Source organism: Nonomuraea ferruginea (assembly GCF_039540635.1).
GTDB lineage: Bacteria > Actinomycetota > Actinomycetes > Streptosporangiales > Streptosporangiaceae > Nonomuraea > Nonomuraea ferruginea.
In genome coordinates this window covers 101,795-117,492 of the sequence record NZ_BAABFD010000012.1, presented here as the reverse complement: position 1 = coordinate 117,492, position 15,698 = coordinate 101,795, and the positions used below count along the sequence as shown (strand labels likewise).

Here is a 15,698-nt window from a genome sequence, read left to right as displayed (position 1 = left end):
GATGCGCCAACCTCTTGTGTCCCCGCGCATCACAGGCTCAGGGCTAGGCTGGCGGGGTGTCATTCGTCGCCGATCTGCGCGTGGTCCTCCGAGGCCGGGATTTCCGGCGGCTTTTCGGCACGAGACTGGTCTCCCAGTTCTCCGACGGGATCTTCCAGTTCGGCGTACTCGGGTTCGCCTTCTTCAACCCGGAGAGCCAGACCACCGCCCTGGGCGTCGCGGCCGGTCTGGCGGTGCTGCTGTTGCCTTACAGCGTGCTCGGGCCGTTCGTCGGGGTGTTCATCGACCGCTGGTCGCGGCGGCAGATCCTGATGATCGCGCCGATCGTGCGCGGCGCGCTGCTGCTCGGCGCGGCCGCCCTGGTGGCGGCCGACGTGCCCGACCCCGTCTTCTACATGGCGGCGCTCGCCGTGCTGGGCGTCAACCGGTTCTTCCTGGCGGCGCTGGGCGCCTCGCTGCCACACGTGGTGCCGAGAGACCAGTTGATGGCCGCCAACGCGGTCACCCCGACCTCCGGGACCGTCGTCACCTTCGTCGGCGTGGGCGCCGGGTTCCTGCTGCGCGAGCTGTTCGGCATCGGCGACACGGGGGTGGCGTGGCTGCTGGCGACCTCCGGCGTGGTGTTCGGGCTCAGCGCCCTGATCGCGCGCACGATGGAGCGCTCGCTGCTCGGCCCCTCCCACGACCCGGACCGGCCGCAGACGCGCGAGGCGCTGCGCAACGTGGTGGCCGGGCTCGCCGACGGCGCCCGCCACCTGGTCGGACACCGGGTCGCCGCCGCCACGATGGGCGCGATGGCCGCGCACCGGTTCTTCTACGGCATGGCGACCGCGCTGGGCATCATCCTCTACCGCTACTACTTCACCGACGGCGATCCGGAGGCGGCGCTGAACGGGGTCAGCCTCGTGGTGGCCACCTCCGGCGTCGGCTACTTCCTCGCCGTGATCATCACCCCGTACGCGACCGAGTGGTTCACCATCACCCGGTGGGTGCCGATCGCGCTGACGTCCGCGGGCGTGCTCGCGGGCGTGCTCGTGGTGCCCTTCCAGGAGTGGGGGCTCCCGGTGGCCGGGTTCGTGCTCGGCCTGGCCGGGCAGAGCGTCAAGATCTGCGCCGACACGACCGTGCAGCGCGACCTCGACGACGTCTATCTCGGCCGCGCGTTCTCCGTCTACGACATGCTCTTCAACGGCATGTACGTGCTCGCGGCGGCCCTGTCGGCGGCCATCCTGCCGCCCGACGGCAAGTCGTACGCCGCCGTGGTGATCATCACGGCCGGCTACCTGGCGAGCGCGCTGGCCTACCGGATGATCACCCGGACGCGCGAGACGGTCAGCCCGTGACGACGTCGTTGGCCTCGGCCCAGTCGCGCAGCGCGGCCGTGGCCTCCTCCTTGCCCAGCACGCCTTTGTCGAGCCGCAGGTCGAGCAGGAACTTGTAGGCCTGACCCACCACCGGCCCCGGGCCGACGCCGAGCACCCGCTGGATCTCGTTGCCGTCGAGCTCGGGGCGGATCTTGGCCAGCTCCTCCTCCTCGGCCAGCCGGGAGATGCGCTCCTCCAGCTGGTCGTACGTGCGCGACAGGGCGGCCGCCTTGCGCTTGTTGCGCGTGGTGCAGTCGGCCCTGGTCAGCTTGTGGAGGCGGGTCAGCAGGTGGCCGGCGTCGCGCACGTAGCGGCGCACCGCGCTGTCGGTCCACTCGCCGGTGCCGTAGCCGTGGAAGCGCAGGTGGAGCTCCACCAGCCGCGACACGTCGGCGACGACGTCCTTGGGGAAGCGCAGCTCGGTCATCCGCTTCTTCGTCATCTGCGCGCCCACGACCTCGTGGTGGTGGAACGACACCCGGCCGCCGGGCTCGTGACGCCTGGTCTTGGGCTTGCCGATGTCGTGCAGGAGCGCGGCCCAGCGCAGGATGCGGTCGGGCTGGCCGTCGTCCTCCTGGGCGATCGCCTGGTCGAGCACGGTCAGGCTGTGCTCGTAGACGTCCTTGTGGCGGTGGTGCTCGTCGATCTCCAGGCGCAGCTTGGGCAGCTCGGGCAGCACGTGGGCGGCCAGGCCGGTGTCGACGAGCAGCCGCAGGCCGTCGCGTGGGCGGGCGCCGCAGACCAGCTTGTCGAGCTCGTCGCGGATCCGCTCGGCCGAGACGATCTCGATGCGCCCGGCCATCTCCGTCATCGCGGTCACCGCCGCCTGGTCGACGGTGAAGCCGAGCTGCGAGGCGAACCTGGCGGCGCGGAGCATGCGCAGCGGGTCGTCGCCGAAGGAGCGCTCCGGCGGGCCGGGGGTGCGCAGCCGCTTGGCGGCCAGGTCGGGCAGGCCGCCGTAGGGGTCGACGAACTCGTTGGAGGGCAGCCGTATCGCCATCGCGTTGACGGCGAAGTCGCGGCGCTCCAGGTCGGCGTCCAGGGTGTCGCCGTACATGACCTCGGGTTTGCGCGACTTGGGGTCGTAGCTCTCGCTGCGGTAGGTCGTGATCTCGATCAGCCAGCCGCCTTTGCGCAACCCGACCGTGCCGAAGTCGATGCCGATCGTCCAGACGGAGTCGGCCCAGTCGCGCACGATGTCGAGCACCCGTTCGGGCCGCGCGTCGGTGGTCAGGTCGAGGTCCTTGCCGACACGGCCGAGCAAGAGGTCGCGCACGGGGCCGCCGACCAGGGCCAGCTCGTGGCCGTGGTCGGCGAACACGCGGCCGAGCTCGTCGGCCACGGGGGCGATCTTGCGGAACAGGTCACGCATGGCCCGCTGCTGCGTTTCGGTCAGATTTGAGTCGGACAAGCTGGGTAGGTCCTTCGATTCCGGAACATATCCCCCGAGCCACACCGGGTCCGGGTTACCTTCGGTCAGGGGACCGACGGCGCGATGGAACGAGGCAAGGAGGTCTCATGAAGGACGCCCTCGCGATCCACCGCTGGCTCCTCGCACACCAGGTCCACCATGAGATCGTACGCCTTCCGCGCCCCATCACTTGCGCGGACGAGCTTCCCGAGACGATCTCCGCCGCGCCCGAGAGGTGCGTGACGGTCACGGTGTTCGAGGTCGCTCCGAGGATAGGGCGCGAGTTCGTCGTCGCCGTCGTCCACCCTCTCGCCACTCCCCCGGGACCGGCCGCCGTCGGCGGCCTGCTCGGTGTCCGTACGGTACGCCTCGCGCGCGCGCACGTCGTCAACAGGGCCACGGACTACGCGGCCGGGCTGGTCGGCCCGCTGCTGCTGCCCGAAGAGCTGCCGCTGTTCATCGACGACCGCCTGAGCGCCGACACCGAGCCGGTCTTCTCCGCCACCGGCGAACGCCACGCGGTGCTCAGCATGCGCGCCCTCGACCTGCTCACACTCGTGTCGGGGAAGACCGTCGACCTCCGCGTGCCGCAGCCCCGGGGAAGCCTGGAGGCGGTCGCGCCGGGGCACTGAGCCCGTACCATTGCGGGCGTGTGTCGTAATCCAGCCAGGGCGCAGGCGTGATCCGGAAGGCCACGCTGCTCGCCGTGCTCTCGGCCGCGCTGCTCGTCCCCTCCACGGTGGCGGCGGCGCCGGGCGCGGCTGCCGCGAGCGCCGCCGCGCGGCAGGGCATCGACCTGACCCTCACCTCCGTCACGCCCGATTACGCCACCGAGCGTGCGACCGAGATCAAGATCACCGGCACGGTGCGCAACAGCGGCTCCGTCGCCACGCCGGGCTTGCGGGTCAGGGTGCGCTACTCCTCCCAGCGCTTCGCCGACCGGGCCGCGATGGCCGCCTACGCCGACGACACCACGACGGCCACCCAGCCGCCCAACGTCTCGACCCAGTCGAGCATGGTCATCTCCGAGCTGGCCGCCAGCGCCTCCCAGGACTTCGAGCTGACCATGACGCCCGCGCAGTTCGGGCTGACCTCGTTCGGCGCCTACCCGCTCGCCGTCGAGGTGGTGCAGTGGGACGCCGTGCAGCTCGCCTCCCAGCGCACCTTCCTCACGTACGCGCCCGCGACCGGCCAGCAGCAGCCGGTGCGCAACCGGCTGGCGCTCGTGCTGCCCGTGATCGACCAGCCGCGCCGGTCGGACGACGGCACGTTCGTCGACGACCAGCTGGGCGCCGAGCTCACCGGCAAGGGCCGGCTCGCCGACCTGGCGCGCATCGCCGAGATCGCGCCCCCCAGCGTGACCTGGGTCGTCGACCCGGCGCTCTTCGACGACGTCCAGGCCATGACCAAGCCGTTCCGGGTCAAGACCGGCGACGGCAAGCCCGAGGAGCGGCCCGCCGACGCCGCGGCCTCCCAGTGGCTCGTCGGGATGCGCGCGGCGCTGGCCGACAATCCCGTCATCGCCACCCCGTACGCCGACCCCGACGTGACCGCGCTGGCCCACCGGGGCCTCGACCGGCAGCCGGGGCGCGCGCTGGAGCTGGCCGCGAAGAAGGCCGCGCTCATCAAGAGCGACGTGTCGACCTCGACCTACTGGCCGGTCGGCGGCATGCTCGACGCCGACGCGCTCGACCTGCTCGCCGTCGGCGCGCCCGGCGCCACCCGGGTCGGCAAGGTCCTGCTCGACCCGGCCAGCCTGCCGACCCAGCAAGCCGCCTCCGCGGCGACCGTGCTCCCCGCCGTCACCCCCGACGCCGCCACCACGCTCGACACCGTCATGGGCCCCGTCACCGCGCTGGTGGCCGACGCCGAGCTGAGCCACGTGCTCGAACCCACCCCCGGCACCCGCGGCGCGATCCTGCTGAGCAGGCAGCGGTTCATCGCCGAGACCGCGATGATCTCCGTCGAGCCGGGCCAGACCCGCGCGCGCTCCCTCGTCATGGCCCCGTCCCGGCGCTGGAACCCCAGCCCGACGCTCGTCTCGACGCTGCTGAAGACCGCGGGCAAGCTCCCGTGGCTGTCGCTCACCCCGCTCGACTCGATCAAGGTGCCCCGCGACCGGGTCCCGCGCGCCGGGCTGACCTACTCCGACCGCGACCGCAAGCAGGAGCTCAGCGGCAAGTACCTGGAGCCGGTCCGCGAGGTCGCCGCGCAGGCCCAGCTGGCCGCGGAGGTCACCGGCCAGCAGCAGTCGTCCTTCGACGCCGCGGTGCTCAGGCTCGCCTCCTCCGCCTGGCGCGGCGACACCAAGGCCGGGCGCGCCGTCACCGAGCAGGTGAGCGAGGCGGTCAAGGACCGCATCGGGAAGGTGTCGATCACCGGCGCCGGCCCCGACCAGCCGCGCACCCTCGCGGGCAGCGACGGCGAGGTCCCGATCAGCGTGAAGAACGAGCTGAGCACCCCCGTCTCGCTGTACGTCGACGTCAAGTCCGACGACCCGGGCCTGCTCGAAACCCATCTCCCGCAGCTGGAGCCGCTGCAGATCGACGGCGAGCAGAGCGGCACCGTCCAGATCCCCATGACCGTGACCTCCTCCGGCGGCGGCGACGCCTCGGTGACCGTCCAGCTGCGCACCGCCGACGGCCGGGCCTACGGCGAGCCGGTCAAACTGATCGTGCGCACCACCGGCTACACCGGCATCGCGCTGGTCATCGTGGGCGGCGCGCTGACCGTCATGCTGGCGGCGGTGGTCACCCGGATACTCCGGCGCAGGTCGCAGCGGCGGGTCGCACGGGCCGCCCGGACACGTGAGAGTGAGGCCATATGAGCCGCCTGCTGCGTGCCAGCGCCATCATGGCCGCCGGCACGATGGTTTCGCGCGTCACCGGGTTCGTCCGCACCATGGTGCTGGCCTACGCCATCGGCACGGCCGCGCTGGGCGACGCCTACAACGTCGCCTACGCCATCCCCTACAGCATCCTCGACCTGCTGCTGCTCGGCGTGCTCAGCAGCGTCGTGGTGCCGATGATCGTCAAGGCCCAGCAGCGCGACGCCGACGGCGGCCGCGCCTACGAGCAGCGGTTGCTGACGCTCGCCACCATCGCGCTCATCGTCGTGGCCGCGCTGGCGGTGCTGGCCGCCCCGATGATCATCGACCTCTATACCGACTGGGACCGCGGGGAGCGCCAGTTCGAGGTGGCGGTGCGGCTGGCCCAGTTCATCCTGCCGCAGCTCGCCTTCTTCGGCATCGGCGCGGTGGCCGGGGCGATTCTCAACACCCGTGACCGGTTCGCCGCCCCGATGTGGGCGCCGGTGGTCAACAACCTGGTCGTCATCTGCGTCATGGTCGCCTACGCGATCATCGTCTCCAACGGTTCCGACGTCGACGCGGTCACCAACGGCGAGCTGGCCCTGCTCGGCCTCGGTACCACGGCCGGCATCGTGGCCCAGGCGACGGTGCTGGTGATCGCGCTGAAGCGGGCCGGGTTCCGTTTCGTCGCCCGCTTCGACCTGCGCAACGCCCGCCTCGGCGAGATGGCCAAGATGGGCGTCTGGACGATCGGCTACGTGGTCGTCACCCAGCTCGGGTTCCTGCTCACCACCAACCTCGCCAGCGCGGCCGGCGACGTGGTCAGCGGTCACGGCGTCTCCCCGTACACCCTGGCCTTCCAGCTCTTCCAGCTTCCGTACGGGGTCGTCGGCGTCTCGGTGATCACCGCGATGCTGCCCAGGATGAGCCGGGCCGTGGCCGAGGGGCGCTTCGACGAGGTGCGGACCGAGTTCGGCTCCAGCGTGCGGCTCATCGGGGCGGTGATGGTGCCGGTGTCGCTGCTGCTCATGGTGCTCGGGCCGGCGATCGCCGTGCCGCTCTACGGCCACGGCGCCAACACCGTCGCCAACGCCGTCTACATCGGCAACGTGCTGCAGGTCTACGGCCTCGCGCTGGTGCCGTTCGCGGTCTTCCAGCTGCTGTTGCGGGTCTTCTACAGCTTCGGCGACACCCGCACGCCCGTCTTCGTCGGCGCCGGCACCACCGCCGTCAACGCCGCGCTGATGGTGCTGCTCTACAACCTGCTGCCGGCCCGCTACGCGGTCATGGGGCTGGCCCTGGCCTACGCGATCGCCTACGCGCTCGGCGCGCTGCTGGCCTGGGTGCTGGCCTCCCGCCGGGTCGGCGGGCTGGGCGGCTGGCAGGTCTGCATGTCGATGACCAGGATGTATCTCGCCGCCCTGCCCACGGCGGTGCTGGCCCTGGCCACGGTGTGGAGCATGCAGGAGATCTTCGGGATGCCCGGCTTCCTCGACTCGGTGATCACTTTGGCCGTCGGCGGCGGGCTGGGGATGATCCTTTACCTGTGGGTCGCCCACCGCGCGCGCATTCCCGAGGTCAGCTCGGTCGTTGGGATGGTCGCCGGGCGGGTACGCCGCTAAAGAGCGCGGGGAGCAACCGGCTCGGGCACTAGCATGGTGCCGACACGCGCGAATGGAAGCAGGAGGGGCGTGGGCGGATCCATCCGGCATAGCGTGCCTGCGCAGGACACCGCCAGGCAGGCACGTCGAGCCGTGACCAGGGATGATCGGGCGAGCGAGGTGAGCCAGTGAGCACATCGGCGATCGAGCCCGGCACCCGCCTCTCCGACCGGTTCCGGCTGGAGGACCGGGTCAGCGAATCCGACGGCGCCACCTACTGGAAGGCCATCGACGAGATCCTCGCCCGCCCCGTCGCGGTGCTGACCTTCGCGCCCGACTTCCCGCGCGTGCAGGAGGTCGTCACCGCCGCCCGGGCCGCGAGCAGGCTCACCGACCCCCGACTCACCCAGGTGTTCGACGCCGCCCAGGACGCCGATCGCGCTTACGTCGTCAGCGAGTGGGTGACCGGCGACACCCTCGCCGACCTGCTCTCTTCCGGTCCCCTGGATCCCGAGCGGGCCGCAGGGCTGGTGGCCGAGGCCGCCGAGGCGCTCGCGCACGCCCACGAGGCCGGCCTCTACCACCTGTGCCTGCGCCCCGGCAACCTGGTGTGGACCACCGGAAACACGGTCAAGGTGCTGGGCGTGGCCGTCGACTCGGCGCTCTACGGACTGACCACCGACCAGCCCGGGCTCGACGACGCCGAGGGCCTCGGCCGCCTGTTGTACGCGGGGCTGACCGGCCACTGGCCCGGCGACGAGGAAGAGGGCACGCTCCCGGCCGCGCCGATGACCGACGGCCACTTCTGCACCCCCCGCCAGGTGACCGCCGGCGTGCCCGGTTATCTCGATACGGTCACGATCCGGGCCTGCCTTCCCGAGTCGCGCCGGGGGCAGGGCGCGCTGTCCAGCCCCGCCGAGATCGCCGAGGCGCTCGCCGACGTGGCCAGGCCGATGCCGATCTCGATCCCGTACGGATCCGCGCCGTCGGTGACGACGTCGGCCTCCCCCAGTGAGGGCCTCGACACCGACCGGCGCAGGCCCACGGCGCCGCAGCACCTCCAGCCGGCCGTCCAGACCGGGCCGCAGGGCGGCGGCAACGTGCTCAACCGGGCGCTGATGACCGCGGTCGTGCTGCTGGTGATCGTCGCGGTGGGCGTCGGCGCCTGGACGATCGGCCGGAGCCTCGGCAGCCCCGACGGCCAGGAGGCGCAGCCCACGCCGACCACCGCCACCACGTCGCCGCCCGCCCAGGCGCAGGCGGTCAAGGCCGAGAAGGCGACCGGGTTCGACCCGCTCGGCGACCAGGAGGAGAAGGCCGAGCTGGCGGCCCTGACCATCGACGGCAAGCCCAGCACGTTCTGGAAGACCGACAACTACAACAGCGCCGCGCTGGGCAATCTCAAGGACGGGGTGGGCCTGCTCCTCGACATGGGCAAGTCCATGCAGATCAGCGACGTGGTGGCTACGCTGGGCGAGGCCCCCGGCGCGACCGTCGAGCTCAAGGTCGGCGACCAGGCCGACCTGTCGTCGCTCAAGACCGTCGCCCGGGTGAAGGGCGCCTCCGGCAAGACGACCTTCAAGCCGGAGCAGACTGCCAGCGGGCAGTACGTTTTGATCTGGTTTACCCGTCTTCCGGCGGACGCGGGCAAGTTTCATGGCACCATCTATGAAGTAGTCGTGCATTCTCCAGGATCGGCATAACCAGGAATCCCTCTTGTGAACTCCCCACCCGAGACCCCCTCACCAGCGGATCGGCCTGCGGTCAGCGACGCCGATCTGCTGGCCGCGCACATCACCGGGGATCCTCACGCCTTCAGCGAGATCGTCAAGAGGCACCGCGACCGGATGTGGGCCGTCGCGCTGCGCACGCTCGGCGACCCCGACGAGGCCGCCGACGCCGTCCAGGACGCCTTCGTCTCCGCCTACCGCAAGGCCGGCTCGTTCCGCGGCGAGGCCGCCGTCACCACCTGGCTCCACCGCATCGTCGTCAACGCCTGCCTCGACAGGATGCGCCGCAAGTCCGTGCGCCCGGTGGCCGACGACGAGCTGATCGAGGCCGCCGAGCGCGACGCCCAGCTGCCCGACCAGACGGTCGAGCGTGAGGTGTCGATGGAGGTCTCGGCCGCGCTCAAACTGCTCCCCGCCGACCAGCGGGCCGCGCTCGTGCTGGTCGACATGATGGGCTACTCCGTCGAAGACGCAGCTCAGGTGCTGCAGGTGCCCAGCGGGACGGTGAAGAGCCGATGCGCCAGGGGCCGCGCGAAACTTGCCCCGATTCTTTCGCATCTGCGGAACCGATCTGACTTGAGTCGCGTCTCATCCGCGAAGGGAGACAGAACTTCGTGACGGGTGAAACGCACTACGATCTGGACGCCCTCGCCGATTTCGCCGAGGGCCTCCTAGACGCCGACACGGCCGGCCTGGTCCGCGACCACCTCGCGGTCTGCCCCCCATGCGGGGAGCTGCTGGCCGATCTAGCGGCGGTTCGAGAGGTGCTCGCGGCGACTCCCACACCGGCCATGCCGATGGGTGTCGCACTGCGCATCGACAAGGCGCTGGCCGCCGAGGCGGAGTCCCAGCGCGGCGGAGTCGGCCTGGCGGATGCGCCGGACTGGGACAAGCTCATGCGCGACGCTCCATGGGAGCGGCAGGAGCCGGAGCCCGTGCGACTCGGGGTGGTCTCCGACGACGGCACGGTCGTCCCGGCCCGCACGCGCACCACCCGGCGGCGCCGGTGGGCGATGCCCGCGGTGGCGGCGGCCGCCGCGGCCGCGGTGGTGGGCACCGCCGCGGTGTCGGCGAGCCTGCTCGCCTCCGGAGGGGGCGAGCCGACAATCCAGCCGCCACCGGTCGTGGCCCAGAGCCAGCCGTCCCGGGAAGAGGCCAAGGCCCGGGCCTACGCGCTCACCGACAGCGGCCACAACTACAGCGACCAGGAGCTGGCCCAGGCGCTCGGCGACTTCCTCGCGCCCGCCCCGATCGTCGGCGGCGAGTCCGGCGGCAACCAGGTCGACCACTGCGTCGGCACGGTGTCCAGCCGGGCCAAGCTCGAGGTCTTCGCCGTCGACCAGGGCCAGTACAACGGCCAGGAGGCCATCATCATGGCGTCCTGGAAGAACAAGGAGACCAAGCGGCTGCGCATCGACGTCGTCGACCCCTTCAACTGCAAAAACTTGCGCAAGCCCGCTCTGGGCCGCTGGTAAGTCCCTGACCTGTGAAGAGCCCGCCTCGGCGGGCTCTTTCGCGTGTGCGCCCGAGGGCCGGGAATGGCGACGGCTTAGGATCTGTTGAGGCCAAAGGCAACATCAGACTAGAGAGGCGTGGGAGCGTTGGACGACGTTCGTAACGTGATCATCATCGGATCCGGTCCCGCCGGATACACCGCGGCCGTCTACTCCGCACGCGCCGAACTCCAGCCTCTGGTCTTCGAAGGCTCCGTCACCGCCGGCGGCGCGCTCATGAACACCACCGACGTGGAGAACTTCCCCGGGTTCCCCGACGGCATCATGGGCCCCGACCTGATGGGCAACCTGCGCAAGCAGGCCGAGCGGTTCGGCGCCGAGCTGATCGCCGACGACGTGGTGGAGGTCGACCTCAAGGCCGATCCCAAGGTCGTCAAGACCTACGACCAGACCTACTACGCCAAGTCGGTCATCCTCGCGATGGGCTCCGGCTACCGCGAGCTCGGTCTGGAGAACGAGAAGCGGCTGTCCGGCCGCGGCGTCTCCTGGTGCGCGACCTGCGACGGCTTCTTCTTCCGCAACAAGGACATCGTGGTCGTGGGCGGCGGCGACACCGCCATGGAAGAGGCGACGTTCCTGACCCGCTTCGGCCGCATGGTGACCGTGGTGCACCGCCGCGACCAGCTGCGCGCCAGCAAGATCATGCAGGATCGGGCGTTCGCCAACGACAAGATCCGCTTCATCTGGGACACCGAGGTCGTCGACGTCCTCGGCGACACCAGGGTGGAGTCCGTCAAGCTGCGCAACGTCAAGACGGGCGAGGAGTGCGACCTGGCCACCGACGCGCTGTTCCTGGCGATCGGCCACGACCCGCGCACCGAGCTCGTCAAGGGCCAGGTGGACCTCGACGACGACGGCTACATCAAGGTCGCCCACCCGACCACCGCCACCAACATCGACGGCGTGTTCGCCGCGGGGGACGTCGTCGACCACATCTACCGCCAGGCGATCACCGCGGCGGGCACCGGCTGCTCGGCGTCCCTCGACTCCGAGCGCTGGCTCGCCAACAACGAGAAGTAAGGGAGCGCATCCGTGAAGGCAGTTACCGACGCCACGTTCGAGGCCGAGGTCCTCAAGAGCGAGAAGCCCGTTCTGGTCGACTTCTGGGCCGAGTGGTGCGGCCCGTGCCGTCAGGTCGCGCCCATCCTCCAGGAGATCGCCAACGAGCACGGCGACAAACTCGAGATCGTCAAGCTCAACATCGACGAGAACCCCGAGGTTCCCCGGCAGGCGGGTGTCCTCCAGATCCCGACGATGAACGTCTACAAGGGCGGCGAGCTCGTCAAGCAGATCATCGGCGCCAAGCCGAAGGCCATGCTGCTCCGCGAGCTCGACGGCATCATCTAGGTCCGTCCACCCGAGAGCCCTCCGCCGCGTGGCGGAGGGCTCTCGCGTTCACAGCTCGCCTCGATACCAGGCCTCGGCCTCGGCTCTCAGCGCGTGCTCGTCCGGTTCCGGCGGCCGCGCTCCGGCGGCCTTCCCCAGCAGTGCCCGTACGAACCGGTCCGGATCGTACGGAGGGGTGAAGGACGCGACGAGTGGGTCGCCCGCGTCGCAGCGGGCGCACAGGAGCACCTCGCTGATGCCCCGGACCTCGTTCCCCGAGGCGTTCGTCCAGATGTGGGGCAGGCGCAGGACGGCGAGGACGTCGCCGGTGCGGCACCTCGGGCACGCCGGGGTCATGCGAACGCGCCGGCGCCGAGCAGCGCCTTGACGTCGCCGTAGAACGCCGGCTCGGCGGCGACCCGGAAGGGGCGGAGGTCCAGCAGCACGGCCCCGACCCGCACGTGCACCGGCGCCCTGCCGGGATGGGTGGTCAGGATGTGCTTGAACTCCCGGACGAGTCGCGGGTTCAGCTGGTTCTCCCTGATCGAGATCACCACGGGCGGCTCGGCGTCCGCCCGGGTGACGTCCAGGACGGCGATCTCCTCGGCGTAGACGCTCGTCGTCTCGTCGCGCACGTTGACCCGTCCGCGTACGGAGATCACCCGGTCCTGGGCCAGCGCTTCCCCGTACAGGATGTAGGTCTTGGGGAAGACGAGGCACTCCACGGAGGCGTCGTGGTCCTCCAGGGTGACGATCGCCCACGGGCTGCCCTGCTTGGTGACCTTGCGCTGGAGGCCGGAGACGATGCCGCTGACCCGGGCCGCGGCGTCCTGCCGTCCGGAGGCCAGCAGGTCGGCGATCGTGGTGTCGCGGTTGGCGTCGAGGATGTGCTCGGCGCCGTCGAGCGGGTGGCTGGAGACGTACAGCCCGAGCATCTCGCGCTCGAAGGTCAGCAGCGTGGCCTGGTCCCACTCGCCTTCGGGGATCACGACGGAGAACCCCTCGCCCTGCTCGGTGTGCTCGCCGAAGAGCGAGTCCTGACCGCGCGCCTCGTTCCGCTTGACGTCGGCGACCAGGTCGACGGCCTGCTCGTGCACCGCGACCAGGGCCTTGCGGTGATGGCCCAGGCTGTCGAAGGCCCCCGCCTTGGCCAGTGACTCGATGACCCGCTTGTTGCAGACCACAGAGGGGACCTTGGCGAGGAAGTCGTTGAAGCAGGCGTAGCGGCCCGCGGTCTCCCTGGTGGTGACGATGGCGTCCACGGCGCCGGCGCCGACGTTGCGGACGGCGCCCAGGCCGAAGCGGATGTCGGAGCCGACGGCGGCGAAGTCCAGCCGGCTGGCGTTGACGTCGGGAGGCAGCACCCTGATGCCCAGGCGACGGCAGTCGGCCAGATAGACGGCCATCTTGTCCTTGTCGTCGCCGACCGAGGTGAGCAGCGCCGCCAGATACTCCTGCGGGTGGTTGGCCTTGAGGTAGGCGGTCCAGTAGGAGACCAGGCCGTATCCGGCGGTGTGCGACTTGTTGAAGCCGTAGCCGCTGAACGGGACCAGCACGTCCCAGACCGCGCCGATCGCCTCGGCGGAGAAGCCGCGCTCGCGCATCCCGGCGGAGAAGCGGTCCCACTCGGCGTCCAGGACCTCCTTCTTCTTCTTGCCCATGGCCCGGCGCAGCATGTCGGCGGCGCCGAGGGAGTAGCCGGCCAGCTGCTGGGCGATGGCCATCACCTGTTCCTGGAAGACGACCAGGTGGTAGGTGTCGCCCAGGATGGGCTCCAGCGCCTGTTCCAGCTCCGGGTGGATGGGCTCGACGGGCTGCCTGCCGGTCTTGCGCAGCGCGTAGTTGGTGTGGGCGTTCATCTCCATCGGGCCGGGCCGGTAGAGCGCGTTCACCGCGGCGATGTCGGTGAACGTGGTGGGCCGCATCAGCCTCAGCAGGACCCGCATGCCGCCGCTGTCGAGCTGGAAGACGCCGAGCGTGTCGCCGCGCGCCAGCAGCTCGTACGTGGTCGGGTCGTCGAGCGGGATGTCCAGGATGTCGAGGTCGACGCCCTTGTTGGCGCGGACGCCCGCGATGGCGTCGCCGATGACGGTGAGGTTGCGCAGGCCGAGGAAGTCCATCTTCAGCAGGCCCATGTCCTCGGCCTGGGTGAACGGGAAACCGGTGATGACCGGGCCGCCGGCCTTGGGCTTGACCAGCGGGAGCACGTCGATCAGGGGCTCGCTGGAGAGGATCACGCCTGCGGCGTGCACGCCGGTGCCCCGGGTCAGGCCCTCGATGCCGGCCGCGGTGTCGATCACCCGCTTGACGTCGGGGTCCCGCTCGTACATCTGGCGCAGCTCGCTCGCCTCGCCGTGCCTGGGGTGGGCGGCGTCGTGGATGGCGGCCAGCGGGATCTCCTTGCCGCCGTCCGCCGCGGGGAACGCCTTGGTGATGCGGTCGCCCAGCGCGTAGGGCAGGCCGAGCACCCGGCAGGAGTCCTTGATGGCGGCCTTGGCCTTGATGGTGCTGAAGGTGACGATCTGGCAGACCCGGTCGTCGCCGTACCTGCGCGTGACGTAGTCGATCATCTCGTCCCGCCGCCGGTCGTCGAAGTCCAGGTCGACGTCCGGCATGGTGACGCGTTCGGGGTTGAGGAAGCGTTCGAAGATGAGCCGGTGCTCGATCGGGTCGAGCTGGGTGATGCCCGTGCAGTAGGCCACCATCGAGCCCGTGGCGGAGCCGCGGCCGGGGCCCAGGCCGATGCCGTTCTCGCGCGCGTACCGGCAGATGTCGGCGACGACCAGGAAGTAGCCGGGGAACCCCATCGCGTCGATGACGGACAGCTCGTAGTCGATGCGGTCGAGCACCTCCCGGGGCGGATCGCCGCCGTAGCGGCGGCGCGCCCCGTCGAGCGTCTCCGCGCGCAGCCAGCTCGACTCGGTCTCGCCTTCGGGTACGGGGAAGCGCGGCGTCAGATCGCGGTGCGCGAACACCTCGTCGTAGTCGCCGACCCGCTCGGCGATCAGCAGGGTGTTGTCGCAGGCGCCGGGCACCTCGGCGTCCCAGAGCGCGCGCATCCGGGCGGGAGACTTGATGAAGTAGCCGCTGCCGGAGAACCGGAAGCGGTCGGCGTCGGCCAGGCGCTTGCCGGTGCCCACGCACAGGAGCGCGTCATGGGCCCCGGCCTGGTCCTCCGTGACGTAGTGGGAGTCGTTGGTGGCCAGGGGCGGCAGTCCGAGCCGCTTGCCGAGGCGCAGGAGGTCGTCCCTGACCCGGCGCTCGATGGCCAGGCCGTGGTCCATCAGCTCCAGGAAGTAGTTGCCGGGGCCGAAGAGGTCGCGGTAGCGCGCGGCGGCCTCGACGGCCTGGTCGTACTGGCCGAGGCGGAGCCTGGTCTGCACCTGGCCGGAGGGGCAGCCGGTGGTGGCGATGATGCCGGGGGCGTGTTCGGCCAGCAGTTCATCATCCATACGCGGATATTTCTGGACATGCCCCTCCAGCCAGGCCCGTGACTGGAGGCGGAACAGGTTACGCAGCCCCTGGGCGCCGGTCGCCCACATGGTCATGTGCGTGTAGAGGCCGCGCCCGGAGACGTCGCCGCCCTCGCCGGTTTCGTCGTCGGACCGGCGCAGCGCGAGGTTGTCGCTGTAGTACACCGGCTTCCGGTGGAGCCGCGACTCCGGGGCGACGTAGGCCTCGATGCCGATGATGGGCTTGACTCCGGCCTTGCGCGCCGTCCGGAAGAACTCGTACGCCCCGTGCACGTTGCCGTGGTCGCTCATCGCCACGGCGGGCATCTCCTGGCGGGCGACCTCGTCCATCAGCAGGCCGACCTTGGCGGCGCCGTCGAGCATGCTGTACTCCGTATGCACATGCAGATGGACGAAGGACACCACGTCTCCCGGTTGTAGGCTCGCTCGCGAACCCGAGCATTCGACCCGAGAGGCGGCCCGGTTGTCCA

12 protein-coding genes are annotated in these 15,698 nt (G+C 70.7%); 9 read left to right on the top strand and 3 right to left on the bottom strand.

From position 1 onward, the window contains the following. Positions 1-56 precede the first annotated feature (56 nt). The gene (locus ABD999_RS22960) at positions 57-1,343 is read left to right on the top strand and encodes an MFS transporter (RefSeq protein WP_219549781.1); all 1,287 of its coding nucleotides are present in this window, start codon (positions 57-59) and stop codon (positions 1,341-1,343) included. On the opposite strand, the gene ABD999_RS22955 is transcribed toward ABD999_RS22960, so the two are convergent. Next, positions 1,333-2,736 (bottom strand): CCA tRNA nucleotidyltransferase, encoded by a 1,404-nt coding sequence (locus tag ABD999_RS22955; protein WP_148035949.1) that lies wholly within the window; start codon positions 2,734-2,736, stop codon positions 1,333-1,335. The two genes, ABD999_RS22960 and ABD999_RS22955, sit on opposite strands and share 11 nt — an antisense overlap. Before the next feature lie 146 nt (positions 2,737-2,882). On the opposite strand from ABD999_RS22955, the gene ABD999_RS22950 reads away from it, so the two are divergent. The 8 genes from ABD999_RS22950 to trxA all read left to right on the top strand — a co-directional run bounded on the left by ABD999_RS22950 (position 2,883) and on the right by trxA (position 11,776). Beyond that, positions 2,883-3,407, top strand: coding sequence for an aminoacyl-tRNA deacylase (locus tag ABD999_RS22950; protein WP_271276836.1), 525 nt, complete (start codon positions 2,883-2,885; stop codon positions 3,405-3,407). A gap of 47 nt (positions 3,408-3,454) precedes the next feature. Then, on the top strand, positions 3,455-5,602 hold the full coding sequence (locus tag ABD999_RS22945; RefSeq protein WP_271276837.1) for a DUF6049 family protein: 2,148 nt from the start codon (positions 3,455-3,457) through the stop codon (positions 5,600-5,602). After that, entirely contained in the window at positions 5,599-7,206 is a 1,608-nt protein-coding gene (murJ, locus tag ABD999_RS22940; protein ID WP_271276838.1) for a murein biosynthesis integral membrane protein MurJ, read from the top strand. The genes ABD999_RS22945 and murJ overlap by 4 nt, the downstream gene beginning before the upstream one ends. Before the next feature lie 167 nt (positions 7,207-7,373). After that, entirely contained in the window at positions 7,374-8,888 is a 1,515-nt protein-coding gene (locus ABD999_RS22935) for a protein kinase family protein (protein WP_271276839.1), read from the top strand. A gap of 15 nt (positions 8,889-8,903) precedes the next feature. Then, the gene (gene sigM, locus ABD999_RS22930) at positions 8,904-9,533 is read left to right on the top strand and encodes an RNA polymerase sigma factor SigM (protein ID WP_148035945.1); all 630 of its coding nucleotides are present in this window, start codon (positions 8,904-8,906) and stop codon (positions 9,531-9,533) included. Continuing rightward, positions 9,530-10,390 (top strand): anti-sigma factor family protein, encoded by an 861-nt coding sequence (locus ABD999_RS22925; protein ID WP_271276840.1) that lies wholly within the window; start codon positions 9,530-9,532, stop codon positions 10,388-10,390. The genes sigM and ABD999_RS22925 overlap by 4 nt, the downstream gene beginning before the upstream one ends. A 126-nt stretch (positions 10,391-10,516) precedes the next feature. Then, positions 10,517-11,449, top strand: a complete 933-nt coding sequence (gene trxB, locus ABD999_RS22920; RefSeq protein ID WP_148035943.1) for a thioredoxin-disulfide reductase — start codon at positions 10,517-10,519, stop codon at positions 11,447-11,449. 12 nt (positions 11,450-11,461) lie between these two features. Further along, entirely contained in the window at positions 11,462-11,776 is a 315-nt protein-coding gene (gene trxA, locus ABD999_RS22915; RefSeq protein WP_148035942.1) for a thioredoxin, read from the top strand. A gap of 48 nt (positions 11,777-11,824) precedes the next feature. Here the strand turns inward: trxA and ABD999_RS22910 are convergent, their stop codons facing one another. Then, positions 11,825-12,112, bottom strand: a complete 288-nt coding sequence (locus ABD999_RS22910; protein WP_148035941.1) for a DUF6300 family protein — start codon at positions 12,110-12,112, stop codon at positions 11,825-11,827. Continuing rightward, positions 12,109-15,633 carry a DNA polymerase III subunit alpha gene (gene dnaE, locus ABD999_RS22905; RefSeq protein WP_271276841.1) on the bottom strand — a complete coding sequence of 1,175 codons (3,525 nt, stop codon included), beginning with the start codon at positions 15,631-15,633 and terminating at the stop codon, positions 12,109-12,111. The genes ABD999_RS22910 and dnaE overlap by 4 nt, the downstream gene beginning before the upstream one ends. Positions 15,634-15,698 lie beyond the last annotated feature (65 nt).